12 protein-coding genes are annotated in these 16,678 nt (G+C 55.0%); 1 reads left to right on the forward strand and 11 read right to left on the reverse strand.

Going from position 1 to position 16,678, the window contains the following annotated elements; all coding sequences use genetic code 11:
* Positions 1-14: 14 nt before the first annotated feature.
* The 8 genes from H7A51_19380 to H7A51_19415 form a co-directional block, all read right to left on the reverse strand.
* Entirely contained in the window at positions 15-1,307 is a 1,293-nt protein-coding gene (locus H7A51_19380; protein ID MCP5538382.1) for an aminotransferase class I/II-fold pyridoxal phosphate-dependent enzyme, read from the reverse strand.
* A complete protein-coding gene (locus tag H7A51_19385; GenBank protein MCP5538383.1) occupies positions 1,304-2,338 on the reverse strand; it encodes a hypothetical protein in 1,035 nt (344 codons plus the stop codon). The genes H7A51_19380 and H7A51_19385 overlap by 4 nt, the downstream gene beginning before the upstream one ends.
* Entirely contained in the window at positions 2,335-3,738 is a 1,404-nt protein-coding gene (locus H7A51_19390; GenBank protein ID MCP5538384.1) for a GNAT family N-acetyltransferase, read from the reverse strand. The genes H7A51_19385 and H7A51_19390 overlap by 4 nt, the downstream gene beginning before the upstream one ends.
* 27 nt (positions 3,739-3,765) lie before the next feature.
* Positions 3,766-5,826: a hypothetical protein gene (locus H7A51_19395; GenBank protein ID MCP5538385.1), complete on the reverse strand. Its 2,061-nt coding sequence runs from the start codon at positions 5,824-5,826 to the stop codon at positions 3,766-3,768.
* 12 nt (positions 5,827-5,838) lie between these two features.
* On the reverse strand, positions 5,839-6,879 hold the full coding sequence (locus H7A51_19400) for a hypothetical protein (protein MCP5538386.1): 1,041 nt from the start codon (positions 6,877-6,879) through the stop codon (positions 5,839-5,841).
* A 14-nt stretch (positions 6,880-6,893) separates the two neighbouring features.
* On the reverse strand, positions 6,894-7,721 hold the full coding sequence (locus tag H7A51_19405) for a hypothetical protein (protein MCP5538387.1): 828 nt from the start codon (positions 7,719-7,721) through the stop codon (positions 6,894-6,896).
* The gene (locus H7A51_19410; protein ID MCP5538388.1) at positions 7,718-8,179 is read right to left on the reverse strand and encodes a hypothetical protein; all 462 of its coding nucleotides are present in this window, start codon (positions 8,177-8,179) and stop codon (positions 7,718-7,720) included. Before H7A51_19410 ends, H7A51_19405 begins: the two co-directional genes overlap by 4 nt.
* 236 nt (positions 8,180-8,415) lie before the next feature.
* Positions 8,416-9,216, reverse strand: a complete 801-nt coding sequence (locus H7A51_19415) for a DUF2339 domain-containing protein (GenBank protein ID MCP5538389.1) — start codon at positions 9,214-9,216, stop codon at positions 8,416-8,418.
* Between the two features lie 788 nt (positions 9,217-10,004).
* On the opposite strand from H7A51_19415, the gene H7A51_19420 reads away from it, so the two are divergent.
* A complete protein-coding gene (locus tag H7A51_19420; protein ID MCP5538390.1) occupies positions 10,005-10,742 on the forward strand; it encodes a hypothetical protein in 738 nt (245 codons plus the stop codon).
* 91 nt (positions 10,743-10,833) lie between these two features.
* On the opposite strand, the gene H7A51_19425 is transcribed toward H7A51_19420, so the two are convergent.
* From H7A51_19425 to H7A51_19435, 3 genes are all read right to left on the reverse strand, one after another.
* On the reverse strand, positions 10,834-11,676 hold the full coding sequence (locus H7A51_19425; protein ID MCP5538391.1) for a hypothetical protein: 843 nt from the start codon (positions 11,674-11,676) through the stop codon (positions 10,834-10,836).
* Between the two features lie 150 nt (positions 11,677-11,826).
* Entirely contained in the window at positions 11,827-13,176 is a 1,350-nt protein-coding gene (locus H7A51_19430) for a replication-associated recombination protein A (protein MCP5538392.1), read from the reverse strand.
* 347 nt (positions 13,177-13,523) lie between these two features.
* The gene (locus H7A51_19435) at positions 13,524-16,673 is read right to left on the reverse strand and encodes an efflux RND transporter permease subunit (GenBank protein MCP5538393.1); all 3,150 of its coding nucleotides are present in this window, start codon (positions 16,671-16,673) and stop codon (positions 13,524-13,526) included.
* Between the last annotated feature and the right edge of the window lie 5 nt (positions 16,674-16,678).

A 16,678-nucleotide genomic window follows, 5' to 3' on the forward strand; every position in this document is an offset into this window, starting at 1 on the left:
CGAATGGTCGAGTTCTACTCTCCTAAGGCAGCAGTGTAAATTTCATTCCACATTTTTTGAAACGCTAGAATGGTATTCTGCAATCTGGATTCATCCAAATGTCCAGTAAGGGTTGGTATCGAAAGCGTTCCTGCGTTGTAGCGTGTCGCTGCCGGATACTGACCCGGATCGAGAGGTGCCTTCGGCCAAGGGCCGACAGGAAATCTGGTGGGGTCGAAAATCGGCAGTTCGTGGAGGGACGGAGACCCCGGTTCATCCACTTCAATACCTTCGGCCTGTAGGGCTTTGACTAGATCACAACGCCGGATGTCCAATCCTTCGCAATCGATCCATGGTTTGAAGCCATACCAAGCCCCCATCGAAGTCACTTCTGGCCGAATCACCGGCGGGACAAGACCCGGAAGCCCAGAGAGACCATCCCTTAATCGCGTCAATGAGTCACGCCTCTGCCCAACCCAAGAATCGAAGTGGTTCTTCAGTTGATCGAGTATTACCACTGCGGCAATCGGATGAACACCGAGTTTGAGTCCATACCCGGTGCGACCCAAATCCTCGAAGCCGGGCGTCCGGATGTCTTTTTTGGAGCGAAAAAGATAATGGCTGAATAGCACTGCTCGATCCATAAGATCATCCCTTCGTCCCATCAGCACGCCTCCCATTCCCCCGGTCAGCATCTTCTCAGCACCGAGACTAGCACAGGCAAGGTCGCCCCAAGTTCCAACCTGTTGACCTCTCCACGAGGCTCCATGTGCGTGACTAATGTCCTCAACCCACGCGAGGTGGTGCCTATCACAGAGCTTGCGGATTGCGTCCTGATCAACGGGATGCCCCCATTGGGCATTGGTAACGATTGCCCTTGTGCGTGAAGTCACCGCAGCGGCGGCGGCAAGTGGATCGATGCAGCCCGTTTCCGGATCCACGTCAACCAAGACGACTTTTGCCCCGAGATGTAGCGCGGGGGTCGCGGTGGCATGAAAGGTGACAGTAGGACAGATCAACTCATCTCCCGGTTCGAGACCAATCGCAAAGAACGCGGTGTGGAGTGCAGCCGTTCCAGAGGAAAGCAGGATGGCTCGGGGTTGGTCGAATTGCTCACAGAGCGCATCTTCGCATTCGGCAATGATCCCATCACGGCCTTTGGGCGTCAGTGAACCACCTGCGGCAAGGTATCTGCTGATTACCGGTTGTGGATCATAGTCTGTCGGAGGCCATTTCCACTTGGTTGGCTGGTTTGAGGCTGTCCCGTCTGGACAGACATGGTTCGGATGCGAATTCATATCGATGACTTTGGGGTTTCTATTTTTCAAGGCATGAAGGAATCGCGAAAACCCCACCACGCCTCAGTATCATCCTCGGCTGGATTTTCCCTCCACCATGGAGCATTCAAAATTTCTTTCCCTTCTACAGGTCTCTCCACGAGCGTGGTGCCGCCAAGGTCGACCGGGGGGATTGCGCCGGGAAAATGTTCTTCGAGTATGGGCGAGGCAAAGGCCGGAGAGCCCAGAGCGCGACTCCAACCCGCGAACCACCAGCGTTCCGCATGGTATTCCTGCGGAAGAACCTCTGCAGCCAATAGAAGTGCTGGAGAAGACTTTCCCCCCATGGCTGCGAGGCGAGCTTCCGCGATCAGAGTCCAGAACTTCGGCATGCCTTCAAGCCCACTTCTTTCGACCGATCTCAGACGTGCCAAGTCGCCAGATCTAGCTGCCATCAGAGCCATGCCGGCAGCGGCATAGGCGGCCGTAACCCCTTCACCGACGGAGTGCACTACAAGACGGTAGGCCAGAGCCGCCGCCTTCTCTCCCGTGTGACCTAAGCGGGACCACGCATGCGCCTCGTAACAACGAACCCGGCCGGCGTATCGGTTCCCCGGTCCCAATAGAGCAACATCCTCCGCAAATGACGCGGCAGCATCTAGGGGTCGACCAGCCCGGAGCAAGACCTCTCCTCTTGCGCCCGCCACCTGAGCCATGAGATCCAGATGCTCGTTCCTACCTGCGGTGAGCCACGCCAAGGCACACCAATCCAGTGCATCAACCCACCACCCGCTGTCCGACGCCACCTTCGCCACACCCAATTGTGCCCAAGCTTTCAGCCACCCGTCCTCCTCTTGGCCGGTTCCTTTCAGAAAGGCTTCAAGGGCCTCCCGGTAGCGACCTCGATAATACGATTGCCAACCGAAAATAACCGGTTCGGCCTGATCCACGGCTTGTCCCTTCCTGTGGAGCAAAATTTCAAGCAACCCGGGATCCTGACGAGCCGCCTCCAGCGCCGCGTCCCACCGTCCAGCCTCTGCTAGATTCCAGGCAGCTAAAGTATGTTGCCAGGCAGTTCTCATGACCCGAATCCCTCCAATCCATGGATATGCGCCATTGCATAGGCTCGTTCAACCAATTCAAAAGCCTTTAAATGATCCCACAAGTCCACCGGTAGCCGCCCTTCCATTGCCGCCGCTTCCGCCAGTTCCACCAGCCTACCTGATTCCGCCGCCTCCCAGGAAGCGCTGCATTGATAGAGGACGCTTCCATCCGGTCTGAGCACCTGTTCGCGGTTGGCGTGCCACACTCCATCGGAGGTTCTAGCCCGAACTTCCTCCCGGCGCGCTCCTCCATGCCGATCCACCTCGATTCGCACCCATGTCGTCCCACAACGGCCAAGGAGCTTTGCCGAAGACTCGATTCCGGCAGCGAGATCACCAGAGTCTTCGAGAAAGCACGAAACGAGTTCCAGTGGCTGCCCAAGGACGAAGTGGACGAGGTCGAGCGCATGGTATCCTAGATCCAGGAGGGCTCCGCCACGGCAAAGGGAACGAGTAGCGCGGTGCCCGGCAGGTTTATCGCCAATCGGGCGCCCCAGTGAGATTCTCACCGACATTTCCGAAGGCCGGTGAGACTGGAGCGTGGCACGCAGTGCTACATAGGATGGATGAGAGCGCCTCTGAACCCCCACGATCAACGGAACCGGGTTTGACACCAGAACGTCCTGGAGTTCCGCAAGCTCCGTGAGCGAACCGGCAAGAGGCTTCTCGACCAGAATCGCAAGACCCCTATGCATGCATTCCCGTTGTAACTGCCCGACTCTGGTGGGCGGAACGGCAATAACCACGGCTCCCACTCCGTCCATCACACCCGGATCATCAATGCTGGTGAAAGTGGGGATTCCAGAGTCATTCCAATGCTCTCTGTAAGGTTCATGTGGTTCCACAATTCCCCTCAGCGACCACATCAAGGGCATCGTCTGGATTCGTTCGACCCATTCGCCGCCCCTCCCCGCAGGGTTGGCTCCGATCACAACAATCCCCATGGGGGCGGAAATCAGTGGTAGGCGCCAGATCTCGCGCACTCCGTCAAACCGTCCGGCAAGTTCAGCCCCGCAAAGATGCCATCCCTCGCGTCGCAGAATTTTCTGCATCCCGGCGCGCTCCTGAAAAGTCTTCAGCCAAACGGAAACAGCTCCGCTCTCCTTTGCATTTTGGACCACTGCGCGAAGAAGACGGGTGCCCAGGCCATTTCCGCGATGGGCCTCGGAAACGACAAGAAGCCAGCAATACCAGGATCCCAAATGCCCCTTCTCCACGACTGCCGCTGCCACAGGGGTCGAGTCCGAATCCCGGAAGACCATTATATGGGCCAACTCTAGGCGTTCCATCTCTGGCTCCTCACCCAAAACATCACGCAATAGGGGTGCCGTCTCCAACGCTGTGGCGGCTGAATCGAGAGGCAGATCTTGCAAATTCATAGGAAATTAAATGGCTACGGAGGAGTTTCAGTATTGATAAAAGAGCTGTGGATTGGTCTGGGGAGATGAACCGCGATCAAGGACATGCCTCGCTCGTAACAGCCATCTGTCCGGGGCTACAGCGGACTCACGATTGATCAGTCCAAATCCATGAATTGTCTCGAACAGTGCTGCCGACTCTCTCATGAACTCTGCCGCCGCATCAGGGTTTGAGGCCATGAGGCTCTCGCCAGCCTGAAGCAGGATGGTTCCACGGATGAATGCCAGCAGCCACCCGTTAGCCCTTCGGAGAATCTCCGACGCTTCGTCGAAATCACTTTTTGCACCTTCAAAATCGCCAAATGCCGCACGACAAGCGCCACTGTATTTCAGGGCCGTGGCAGCCGGCCAACCGTCCGCAAAAGCGGTATCCGGGATCGGCGGTTCCTCGGTCGGCCACCAGGACAATTTCGGATCACCTCCAGATAACAGCGCCCGGTAGCGGGCAAGATGCGCCGCACGTTGCACATAACCATCACCGTGCCGACTTTCATGTGCAAGACGCAATGACTCAATATATAGGTCGCCAGCTTGCTCCGGGCGATTCAAGGCATGCCACAAAAGTAAATACGTAAGGTTTCGTGGTTCAGATCTTTTATCAAGGGGCGCGCCGATATCCAATTCTTTAGCCAAATGCAATGCTTCCTTCAAATCTGCACGAGCTGAATCCGCCTTTACTTGGTCAGATGTCTCCAGCGCCTCATACATGCGCCCTTGTCCTCTCGACCCGATGGCGTGCAATCGAACGATGTGGCCATCAAGTTGGGGTAAACAGTTTGCCGCATGTAGGGCCTTAGTAGTGAGTTCCTCACACTGGTCGTGCTTGCACATGTCGGTAGAGGCAACGGCAATGCGAATGATTGCATTGCAGCCTTCTTTTGAGACCGTGCTGGGTATTTCGGGAAGTAGCCGAATGCACTGGTCGGGCACTCCTTGGTGGCAATAAAGGTCTGCACGTAACTTGGCAGCTTGGGATCGGCAGACATCCCATTGTAAGCCCGGGGTGTTTGAGATATTCGATCGCATGCAATCTAGTTGCAAAGCCAGAACGTGCAGGTCGGGTCTTGCGTTGCGCATTGAGTCTTCTATTTGTTCCAACTCTCGTAATGTCTCGTCCAGATTCGGAATAGTCTGGTAATCAAGAAATAGTGAATTCAAAAACCGCTCCAAATCGGCATTAGAATTTTCAAGGGTAGGAAATTTGGATTCTGGCAATAATTGCCGATCATGAGGGATTCCAATTTCGTCAATCAATCGTTTTTTGGCGGCCCATTCCTTGGAAAGGTATTCGGTTGTTGAGGTTTTTTCTGAGATGACATTCAGACCACCAGATGCAGCCCAATCGAGAGATGGCACATGTAGGTTTTTGAGGTGATGAAAAATTGCGACCAAGAAAGGCAGGGTAGCGCTATCGCCGCTTGGAAGACCGGCAGTTACAGGTGTAATGCCTATAATCCGAGCTTGTAGCAGCACCGCATCAGTTGCCCACTGGTTACGAACTGCGATTGCCCATGCCTCTTCCCACGATGCCCGCAGGCCTTCCACACTAGTCTGAACTCCATCGCTTGCGACCACTGTTGGGTCATCTCGTCTGTGCCTTGGTAGAATAATGAAAGGCAGCGCAATAGCCTCCGGCATGTCCTGACCATCGTTCCTGATAACCAGTGCTAATAACCCGTTTGCTTGCCTCCACATGGCAAGCGACTGATTCACGTGAGTCATGAATGCTGCCGAGCATTCATCGCACGCAATCTCCTCGCCATCATATTCCATTAACCGTTCGCGCTGGTTTCTGAGTAGCCACCCGCGAATTTGTTCCAGCACGCCTGCTGGGAGCATATCGTTTGGTATGTCCACCTTCGGCCAAGGTTCCCGCTGTCTGCTGATCCACGCACGGATCGTGCATTCCGCAGCTACCTCGAGCGCAAGATCGTGATCGGATACAGGATTGACCAACAATCGAAGAAGCTCATGCAGTCGGTCAACTCGCATCAACCTAAGGTGTCCACGGGATCGGCATACTTTACGAAGATCGTCTATGGTTGTCATGGTGGCCTTACCTCAATAGTCTGTTGGAATTAGGTTTGCTGATTGGCCGTCTGACAACTGGATACTCAAGCTGTTAGTTGAAAATTGAAGGGGTGTGCCCTTGCTTCCCGCCAAACCATTTCGGATCACGCCCACTTTTGCACCACTGCCGTCGTGAACGGTAGCGTTCTCAAACATGCCTGATGAATCATTTTCAACGCGCAGAGTATAAGCGCCCGGAGAAGCAAGAAGTTCAACCAGATGAACCACCACCGCTGAACCTTCTACTTGCCACGAATGGATCGCGAGCTTTCTGTCAGGTGTATCTCCTGCTGCAGCCAGACTTAGATGCTCCTCCACCTTGGGGATAATGGCAACAAAGGGAGTAACATTCACAGGCTGAAGTGAAGCCTCAGCTTCGTCAAATTGGATGGCCAGCTCGGTCAGGTGGTCGAGAAGCTGCATTTCTGACTTCAGGTATTCTAATCGAGGGTCATCTGAGTCGAAAATCTTCGTGCCAATCTTATCGGACAAGTCACCCATAGAGCTATCCCCATTACCTATCATGCGGCTGTAGAGGATTTTTGCAGACTCAACGATGGACAGATCAACTCGGCAAACCCCCCAGCCCTTACCAAGAATTTCGTTGGGGCAGGAGCGGGCGTTCCAAACTTGTAGAACCTGCAGAGGCTGGGCCTCTAGATGAGTTAGCAATTCCCAGTCGGTGGCAGGGGCAGAGTAGACCGAAAAAGGCATGAACCATGACCAGTCTTGATCCCATTCACCAATGACCAACACGTATATAGGGCGGATGTCGTTACCGGTGACCGTATGGCTCAATAGAAGCACCGATCCTGAATCAAAGCCAGACGCGTCGGAATCATAGGCTGGCGCTTGGAAAAGGGTATTGCTGCAGGCGCTGGCTTCACTAATCGGAGGGCTATTCGCCGATTTATCCTCTGTGCTTGTTTCGCGTAAGGTTTGCTCAGTCTCCCTCTCGCGACTCCATGCGACGTGGTGTCCATGTCGGGTCGAATAGTCCGGCAGGCCGTCTGGTTGAAAATTGGTGTTCATATACAAGGTCAGTGCTACACTCCATTAGCTATAAGGCAGTTCCCAATGCCACATTCCGAAGAATTTGCCCATTCAGCCAGCAGCCTGAAGAGAAACCCGGTTGCTTCGGGCAGGTCTTCGGCAGTGAAACCCTCTCTTTTTAGTCGAGAGAGAACTCGATCCAGTAGAATTTTCTGCCTCGTGTAGAGCGTTGACTGACTTGCTCCCAAACGATGGAGAATTTCAGGATGGCCAAGTTTGATTGTGTATGCTTTGGCCAAGAGTAGAATTTTTTCCTCTTCGGACAAATCATCGAATATCTTCCGAATAATGCTTTTGGCATTCAAATCGAGAATACTCGATTCGTCTGGTGTCTCACCTTGAGAAACATCTCGATTCGTATCGTCAGGAATTTCTGAGCTGAATTTTCGAGATTGAGTGACAATGGTTCGGCAGCGACTTTTTATCAAATTGTCTGTGCATTTTGCTTCCAGATAATTTCGAGCCTCTTCAGGCGTGCCTTTTGTAGAAGCTACCTCTAGATGAAATTTTTTGTAGACCTTTGCTCCTTCTTTGCTGCCTTCATCTTTAGAATTACGATTTGGTTTTGATCGAAACCAATACGACTCCTCCAAATCATACCAACAATCTTCACAATTGCCTGAGTAGTATAGATCGCGCGCATGTACTGGGAGGTTGTTTTCCTCATAGCCCACAGCTGCAAACAATTTTTTCCTGTAACGTTCATGCGCAAATTTTCCTAGCGCAGCACGCGTCTCGTCTCCACATCGAGACAAGGCGCACTTATCAAACCACTCAGCCCAGTGCTCAGGTTTGGTCAGCTTGGGGGGGGCATTTCTCATGGTTCAGTCAAGAGGCCTTTTTTTCTTAGAAAACTCCGAAGCTCAGATTCCTCGTTATCAGAGAGTGTAGGCTTGAATCTGTTGCGGCTTATGGATTGATTTCGGTCATCACCTGCATACGTGGTAAAATCCTTGGCCTCAAACATTGCTGGCCGCAGCACTCGGCCAAAATACCCGACTTTATCAGGATCGTTAGCATTCATGCCAGTCACGGGCAATGGGCCGGATTTGGAAACACCTAGAAGCAAAGGCCATGGGTCAAAAACGCTGGCTGAATTTGTGGTTCCTATACAGAGCCCGGGGTGTTTTCCCCCTGGGCGGGATTTGAAGGTGGGTATTTCGCGAAGCCAGAACTGATCAGGAACCCACCATAGAGAGCCATAATCTACACCAAAGACGGTGGCTACCAGTCTATGAAGACGAATGCTATTTGATTCCTTTTGAGATAGTTTGCTCATACATCTATGTAACTAAATATCTATTAGTTGTGTCCTTCTAATTGAGGTTATAACTTAAACGGAAAAATACTGCTGCTCTGATAGATAGATTCAGGAACGAAGTCAATATCCTTTCATTTGGGCATTTTTATTTAACACGCATAATAGCTCAGGGTGACTGCCGGGCACATATTCGGATCCATCTTTCAAATTCATTAAAACGGCATGAAGGAAAAAGAGCCGAAGCCACACTCGCCTCAGAGGAACTTGCGGATGGTTTCCTGGAACTTGTTGTAAAGGAATCCAAGCGCCAGCAGCACCAGGCCCAGGGTGATGAAACTGAGGATACGACCGAGCGTTTCCAGCCGCATCACATCGATGCATACGACGTGCAACACCGCGGCGGCAAGCCACCACATGCCGATCAGGCGGTAGGGGCGGCAGCGGATGGCGAGCCCGGCACAGAAGAGCAGCGAGGCTAACAACGCCCAGCAGATCGCCAGCCCGGCACCGTCGAAGGCCTCCAGCACATGCACGGAGGAGGCGAAGACCAGCGTGACCAGCCCCGTGAGCAGGAGTATGACACGGCACGGCTTCCACGCGTCGTCGTGTTTCGTTTCACGCCAGAGCATCGCGTGCATGACGAGGACGGCGAGAATCGGCAGGTAGCGAAGCCAGTCGTCCACGGTATGAATCATGACGGCACTCAGGGCAGCGAGCATGAGGGGAAACACGGCACCCGCCATCATCATGCCCGTCTCGCGGCGGCGGGTCGCCCAGGCCGCCATCAGCAGCCCGAGCGCGGTCAGGGTGAGGTCCGGGCGGTCGAACTCCTGGAAGGCGTGCGTCGCCACGGCGAGGGTGATGCCGAAGGCCAGCAGCCCCTTGAACACGCTGCCGCCCAACAAGCCCCATCCCCGGTCCACCAGCGCCAGATGCGCGGCCAGCAGCAGCGCCGGCGCCCATCCGGCGAGCGGGTGGCCATTTCCCAACTCCACCAACGTGACCAGAGCCGACAGGTGGAACACCAGTGCCGGACCACCGATGCTGCGGCGCATGAAACACTGCGCCATCCCGCAAAATGCAAAATTGGTCAGGCAGAGAAAAGATGCATTGAGATCATGTTAGGAGAGGTTCCAGTCCGTGGATTGTGGATTGGATGGTTGTTAGGTATGTATGTTAGTCTCCCAAATATCAACCTTTCAAATGCTAGCCGCTGACGCGGGAGGCTGTCCAACTGCCGCCGCGCCCCCTCCTTCGCTGAAGCTACGGGAGGACACGGCGGCATCCACCAGCGGACTGGCACGTGTCGTGCTTGGCTGACATCGCACAACATCTGTAATGGCGGCAGTGCTTGATCCTGCGGGAGCCATTCCGTGGGACTGCCCCATCCCGCAGCGCACCAGGCACGGTTCCGGCAGATCGTGCCTCACCGCCTTCACCATGCCTTCCGCCGTACCATTACAGCGAGTTGTGCGAAGTAAGCCGCACGCCTTGTGCCGGTCCGGCAGGTTGGCTCCTTGCGGCGCAGTTTTATGAAAGCTCCGCGCCTCGCTCACGTTGTCCGCCACCCCCTCCCGCCCTCGGTCTGCCCCGCAGTCAAAAAGATAACATAGGGATAGGTCTGGCGGTTCGATAGTCGAATCGCCATGCTTCAAGTGCTCGAAATGAAGAGCTTGAACCAACAAAACCTAACCACCATGTCAAAAAACAAATTTACCTAAAATGGAAGTAAGGAAGGCAATGTTGGCAAAAAGGGAGCAATGGGGGGGCCTTGCACCCTACATGGTTTTCGGATTCCCTTTCCCCTTGAGTTTTAAGGCTGTTTGGTTAAGCTCTCCGAACTATGAAAGCTCTTTTAGCCGCCGTTTTGGTATTTTCTCCGGCGATTCTGCTCCGTGCCCAGGAGGGTCAGGACAGCAAGCCGATCTGGAAACCCGAGGTGGGTGATTTTTGGACGTATCAGGTCGTGGTTGAAGTCCAGGAAGGAACGACGCTTCCGACTGGTGTGGATGGGCAGAAGATCGAGAAACTTGATGGCAAGGTGCGGGCGAGCTACATGCAGACCAGCGTATACCGGGGGCTCAAGAGCATGAAGGAAGGTGGCCCCGAGGTGCATGCTTTTTATGTTTCCAATGGTGACCAGTTAGAGGAAATCGAATACATGTATATCAGGCACGACGCTGTGGAAGCGGCGGGATCCAAGCAGGAAGGCAAGGCACCCAAGGAACTCATGCCGCTGAGCAAAGCGATCCCGCTGGTGCGCTCCGAGTGGAAAGGGGGCGAGGCCTTTCCGTTTATGATGGATACCGTGGTGGGGGAACAGAAGATACGCCTGGTTCGGAAATTCAAGGTGCTCGGTTGGGAGACTCTCGAAACCGATGCGGGCAAATTCAAGGCCCTGCATGTGCAGGTCACAGGCTTGAACGGCCCGATGGAGATTAAACGTAGCTACTGGTTCACCCCCGGCACCGGGTTTATCAAGGAGGTGAAAAAATACTACCTGGGCGATAAAACCGTATTCACCCAGACGCGTGTGTTAGAAAAAACGGGTAAGGCCCAAGCTAAGCCAGAAAAGGAATAGCGGCGGCGAGTAGAGCTCCACGGGCATTTCTTTTTCGCGTCATTGACGTATTCCGCGGTTTGAAAAACGAGCTTCTTTGCTGCTGACTTAACTACCAATTCCAGGCCTGTTTTTTCCAGAAGGCATGGAGTTCTTCAGTGCTGCCGTTAAAACCGTTGCGCTCAACAGGCCGGTCGAGGTTGCCAAAGTACTTGGGGGTGCGCCATGAACCTCCGCGGTAGTTGTAGGGGCGGGATGTACCGTTGCTCCACCAGACACCGCCGTATTGCCACATACACCAGTCCGACCAGACACCGGATGCCTTGGCGAGTTTGTAGGGGGTTTCCAGGCCTTTGTTTGTATTTGAGTACAGGGCAAGCCAGTAAGGGCAGCGACGTAACACGGCTTTCTGCGAGCTGGTGGCGTTTTGCAATGTCCTGCGGATCGTTGAGCTGTTCTCGAGATAGACGACGGGATACCTGCCTGTCAGCTGTTTGATTCTTGAGACAAAAGCGACGATGTTGGCCGCGCTGCAATCGGTGGCGATGTCGGTGACTAACAGTATCTGGTTGGCGCGGATGCCCCGGCTGGATTTGATCTCGCGCAAGCGGTTGATAAAGCGCTCAGCGTGATAGTTGGGCGCAGAATCTTTGAGTAGATGGTAGTAGGAGCCGAGTAGCAGGCCTTGGCGATCGGCCCCAGCCAGGAAATCGGCGCATTTGGTATCGAGTTCAGGCCCCTTGGCGCAGCGGGCGATGAGACCGTGGGCCCCGTTGGCTTTTAAGGCCGACTGGTCGGATGGGGAATAGGACCTACCGGCCCGTTGTTTTTCCTTGGGATCATAATGGGAGACATTGATGATCTTGGGTGATTTTGCATAGCTGACCTTTCCATACTGTGCGCATGAGGAGAATAATAGGGTGGCTAACAGCGGGAGGAAATATCGGTATCGCATTACCCGGTCAGTTTAACAGGTGTCAAAGGGGGAGAGAAGCGCATTTTTCATGGGGGCGGACTTGCAAACCGCATCAGTTTATCGTGCAAAGAATCAAGACCTGCATGATGCTCGACAGGAAGCCGTGGGCTACAAGTCGCCACTCCATGTTTAACCTTTGAACTGGCCACGCCAGTAATCGAGGCGTTCCTTGATGCGTTTTTCCAAGCCGTTTTCCGTGGGGGTGTAGTAAGTCCTGCCTTCGGGAAGGTAGGCCTGCGGCACGTAGTTGCCCTTGTAGTCGTGGGAGTAGTGATACTCCAGGGCTTGGTCGCTGGTGCCGGATTCCTTGGCCAGCATTTTGCGGGTTTTGGTGCGCAGATGTTCAGGCACCGCAAGCGTCCGACCTTCCTTGACGTCGTGCATGGCTTCACCGAGCGCGGCGTAGGCGCTGTTGGATTTGGGGGCGGTGGCGAGGTAAACGGTGGCGTGGGCGAGCGGGATACGGCCTTCCGGCATACCGATGAATTCAAAGGCCTGCTGCGCATCCATTGCGACGCGTAGCGCATTGGAGTCGGCGAGGCCGATATCTTCGCTGGCGGAGATAACGAGGCGGCGCGCAATAAACCGCGGGTCCTCACCAGCGGTGAGCATCTTGGCCAGCCAGTAAAGTGCCGCATCGGGGTCGGAGCCACGGATGGATTTGATAAAGGCGGAGATGGTGTCGTAATGCGCATCGCCATCGGCATCGTAGACGATGGCTTTTTGCTGGATGGATTCCTCTGCCACGGCCAGGGTGATGTGGATGCTTCCGCCATCGGTTTCTGGCGTTGTCAGGGCGGCAAGTTCAAGAGCTGTTAGTGCGCGGCGGGCATCGCCATCGCTTTTGTCGGCAATGTGGGCTAAAGCGTCATCATCCACCATCACATCCACGGCTCCCAAACCGCGTTCCTTGTCATGGAGCGCGCATTGCATCAGCTCTATCAGGTCAGCCGACGGGACCGGTTCGAGTTGGAAGATCTGTGAGCGCGACACCAGGGGAGAGTTGACGTAAAAGTAAGGGTTGTGGGTGGTGGCTCCGATAAACCGGACCGTGCCACGCTCGACGTGAGGGAGAAGCACGTCCTGCTGGGCTTTGTTGAAACGGTGGATCTCGTCGATAAACAGGATCGTGGTCTGGTCGCGGAGCTGCCGCCATTTTTGGGCCTGCACGATTTTGTCCCGGATTTCCGCGACATTGGATTCAACTCCATTGAGCATTTCAAAACGACTGTCCGTGCTATTGGCGATCACCGTGGCCAGGGTCGTTTTTCCCGTGCCAGGAGGGCCGTAGAAAATGAGGGACGAAAACCGGTCGGCTTCAATGGCCCGGCGCAGCAGCGTTCCCTCACCGAGGATATGTTTCTGCCCCGCCACTTCGGAAAGCGTGCGAGGTCGCATCCTTGCCGCCAGCGGGGCATCATGGGCGGGCGCGGCAGGGGCCGTGGCAGGAGGTAGGGATTCTGGAAAAAGGGAGTCCATCGCGATGGGCGTAGTTTAGACCAAGCAGAGCGGTAAGGCATACTAAAAATCCGACCGTGTTGACAATAGTACAAAAAGGCACGGTTCACTGGTCATCATCGCAGACCTCGGCCACGGCAGCTTCACAAGGTTGGAGTGATTTATCCAATGGGGACCTGATATGTTTATCGTGGTGCAAAACGCAATGTTGTGGATGCAATTTGGGAGTGCTGAGGCTTGGCTCCGCTTTCTCCTGAATCGGCTTGCCGTTCCCTGCCACAAAGCGGTGGCAAACCACGCGCACTCCAGAGAAAGCCATGGTAAGTCCAGGGGATCGGGTTTACGGTTGATGGGCGCGGTCGCAGCCCTTACTCTTTCCGGAATGGTTTCGCATACCACCCCCAGGCTTTTGCCATGAGGTTCTTGAAATCCTCAGTGGCCAGATAGGCGCAGGGAATGAGAAACAGGGTGATCACGGTGGCAAAAAGAATACCAAACGCCAGCGACACAGCCATCGGGATCAGGAACTGGGCCTGGATTGAACGCTCAAATATCAGCGGCATGAGTCCGGCGAATGTCGTGATGGATGTCAGCATGATGGGGCGGAATCTTGCCGAACCGGAATGGATCACGGCATCATAGGCATTTAGACCTTCCTGTCGCCTGCGGTTGGTGAAATCCACCATCACCAGGGAGTCGTTGACGACCACACCAGCCAGGGCCAGCATGCCAAACAAGCTGAGGTAGGAGGGGGTCAATCCTAACAACAGGTGTCCGGCGATCGCCCCGACGGCACCAAACGGGATAGCCAGCATCACAAAGAAGGGTTGCAGCATGGAGCGGAACGGAATGGCAAGAAGGGCGTAAAGCGTGAACAGCATGAGGCCGGCAGAGAACCAGAAGCGTTTTTTGTTTTCCGCGTCTTCTGCCAGCATGCCATCAAAACGCCATGTCACACCGGGCAACGCCGCTGTCATCTCATTGAGCTTTGGCTCGATTTTCTGCCCGATCAGGCCGATATTGGTGCTGGAATTCTGAGGCACGGCGGAAACGGTGAGCACACGGGCACCGTCTTTGCGTCGAATCGAAGGTGGTGAAAACCCACGGCTGATCTCCGCGACAGCATCCAGGTTGATGAGAGCGCCATTGGGTAGGCTGACCTGCAAGTCATCGAGAGTGTGCAAGGACTCGCGCTGCTCTTCCGGGAGCCGGACCATGACCCGGATGTTGTCTTCACCGCGTTGGATGCGTTGGGCTTCCTCCCCGAAAAACGCGGTGCGGACCTGGCGTGCCAGGTCGTCCTGGGTGAGTCCAAGGTCCCTGCCATACGGCCTCAGTTTGATTTGAAATTCATTTTGGGGGCTTTCGATGTTGGTCGATGCACTGCGGACCCCCTCGATGGCAAGCAATGCCTCCCGGACCTGGTGGGCCGCCGGGATCATGGTTTCGTCATCATTTCCGCGGAGTTCGATTTCGACATCATCACGCTCACGCATATAACCGCCGCCGGAGCGTTCCGTGCGGATGGTAAATGACCGGGCCCCTTGGATCTCACCCACCGCCTCGCGCCAGGCATCGGCGATTTCGGAGTTTTTGGGGCCGGCTAGTTTTCTTTTGCCGGGAGGCACGATTTCCACCAGGACAAAACCTCTCCGGTCATCGTTATGCCCCCAGCTGGGCCAGCCACCAGTGGATGCCAACACATTACCAATCAAGGAGGGACCGCCTTCACCATCGGTGAATTTCTCGCGGAGACCATAGGCCGCCTCGGTGATTTCCTGGATACGCTGCTCGGTTTGCTCGAAGGTGGTGCCGTCTTCCATACCGAGTTGCGCGAAGATATAATAGCGGTCGACCGTTGGTATCGATTGGAATCCCATCACACCACTTTGCCAAAATCCAAAGCTGGCCATGCCCAGGGCCAGGAACAGGGCCAGTGTGATGTAGCGCCACCGCACAGAAAGGTCGAGTAGCGGCTGGTAGACCCGGTCGACAAAGCGTTCAAGCCATCGGCTGACAGCCTGTTGGATGCGGGTCACCAAACCCTTCGCCTCGCGGTTCACCTTCATGTGTTTGAGGTGGGATGGCAGTACGAGTTTCGATTCGATGAGGGAGAAAATAAGGACGGGGATAACCACGTAGGGGATTTGTTTTGCCAGGGTTCCCATCCAGCCCGTCTGAAAGGCCAACGGGATGAAGGCGACCACGGTGGTCAGGACACCGAAGGTTACGGGCACCGCGATTTCCTTGGCTCCTATCGTGGTGGCATCCATCGGACTCATCCCGCTCTTGAGTTTTGAGAAAATGTGTTCACCGGTCACGATGGCGTCATCGACGACGATACCGAGCACGATGATGAATCCGAAAACGCTCATGATGTTGGCCGTGATGCCGAGCTGGGGCATCAGCATGAGAGCACCTGCGAAGCTGACCGGAATACCCAGCACCACCCAGAACGCGAGGGACAGGCGCAGGAAAACACCGAGGAGTAAAAAGACAAGGATACTGCCTTGGAGCAGGTTCCAGAACAGGGTGGAGATCCGGCCGCGCAGGCTTACCGAGTCGTCATCCCATGTTGCCAGCTTGACCCCTTCCGGGAAATTGTTTTTTGCGTTGGCGACGTAGGCATGGACTTGGTCGGAGATCTTCAAGGCGCTCTCATCACTCTGGCGCTTGACCTGCACAAGGGTGCAAAGCTCACCGTTGAAGCGGGTGACTTTGCGTTGATCATCAAAACTATCCTTGACTTCGGCGATGTCGCCCAGTCGGATTTCAGCGCCATTGGCCCGACTGATGATGATGTTTTCAAACTGTTCCCGCTCGAGAGCCTGGTTGGATGAGCGCAGCAGCACCCTGACCGAATCGTCGCTGATGGTGCCGGCGGAAAGGTCCATGGAATTCTGGCGTATCGCCCGGGCCACCTGGTTGAGGGTGATATCGTAGTCGCGCAGGATTTCCTTGTGGATCTCAATCCCGATTTCCTGTTTTCTTGCGCTGATGATATCCACGTTGGAAATCCCCGGGAGTGCCGCCATTTCGTCACGGGCCTGTCGGGCGGCTTCTAACAAATCCTTTTCGGTCATGTTCCCTGAGACCACAACGGAGATCACCTCCATCCAGTTGGCGGTGTCGGGAATTTGCACACGGGGTGGCTCCGCCTCGGAGGGGAAGGTGTCGATCGATCCGATACGCGACTCGATTTCCGTACGGAGTTTGTCCATATCCACGCCGTCCTTGACGTGGATGCGGAAGTTGGCCCGGTTGCGTGCGGCCTCGGCGGTGATGGATTTGATTTCCGAGAGCCCCTTCAGGACATTCTCCACGGGGATGACGATTTTTTGTTCCACTTCGCGCGGGGCACCGCCACGCAGCGGGATATCCACCATGATGAATGACATCCGGAACGACGGGGTGACTTCAGTGGGGATCTTGAAAAACACCGCGTAGGCGCCAGCCAGCAGAACCGCCACCATCAGGAAATTGGCGGCGTAATCGTTGCGTGCGAACCAGCGGATCATGGGGG

It is taken from the genome of Akkermansiaceae bacterium, from assembly GCA_024233115.1.
Classification (GTDB): Bacteria; Verrucomicrobiota; Verrucomicrobiia; order Verrucomicrobiales; family Akkermansiaceae; genus Oceaniferula.

Coding starts and splice junctions, on each gene's coding strand:
- H7A51_19385 (MCP5538383.1), bottom strand. CDS start 2,338: ATGAGAACTGCCTGGCAACATACTTTAGCTGCCTGGAATCTAGCAGAG.
- H7A51_19390 (MCP5538384.1), bottom strand. CDS start 3,738: ATGAATTTGCAAGATCTGCCTCTCGATTCAGCCGCCACAGCGTTGGAG.
- H7A51_19395 (MCP5538385.1), bottom strand. CDS start 5,826: ATGACAACCATAGACGATCTTCGTAAAGTATGCCGATCCCGTGGACAC.
- H7A51_19400 (MCP5538386.1), bottom strand. CDS start 6,879: ATGAACACCAATTTTCAACCAGACGGCCTGCCGGACTATTCGACCCGA.
- H7A51_19405 (MCP5538387.1), bottom strand. CDS start 7,721: ATGAGAAATGCCCCCCCCAAGCTGACCAAACCTGAGCACTGGGCTGAG.
- H7A51_19410 (MCP5538388.1), bottom strand. CDS start 8,179: ATGAGCAAACTATCTCAAAAGGAATCAAATAGCATTCGTCTTCATAGA.
- H7A51_19415 (MCP5538389.1), bottom strand. CDS start 9,216: ATGCGCCGCAGCATCGGTGGTCCGGCACTGGTGTTCCACCTGTCGGCT.
- H7A51_19420 (MCP5538390.1), top strand. CDS start 10,005: ATGAAAGCTCTTTTAGCCGCCGTTTTGGTATTTTCTCCGGCGATTCTG.
- H7A51_19425 (MCP5538391.1), bottom strand. CDS start 11,676: ATGCGATACCGATATTTCCTCCCGCTGTTAGCCACCCTATTATTCTCC.
- H7A51_19430 (MCP5538392.1), bottom strand. CDS start 13,176: ATGGACTCCCTTTTTCCAGAATCCCTACCTCCTGCCACGGCCCCTGCC.
- H7A51_19435 (MCP5538393.1), bottom strand. CDS start 16,673: ATGATCCGCTGGTTCGCACGCAACGATTACGCCGCCAATTTCCTGATG.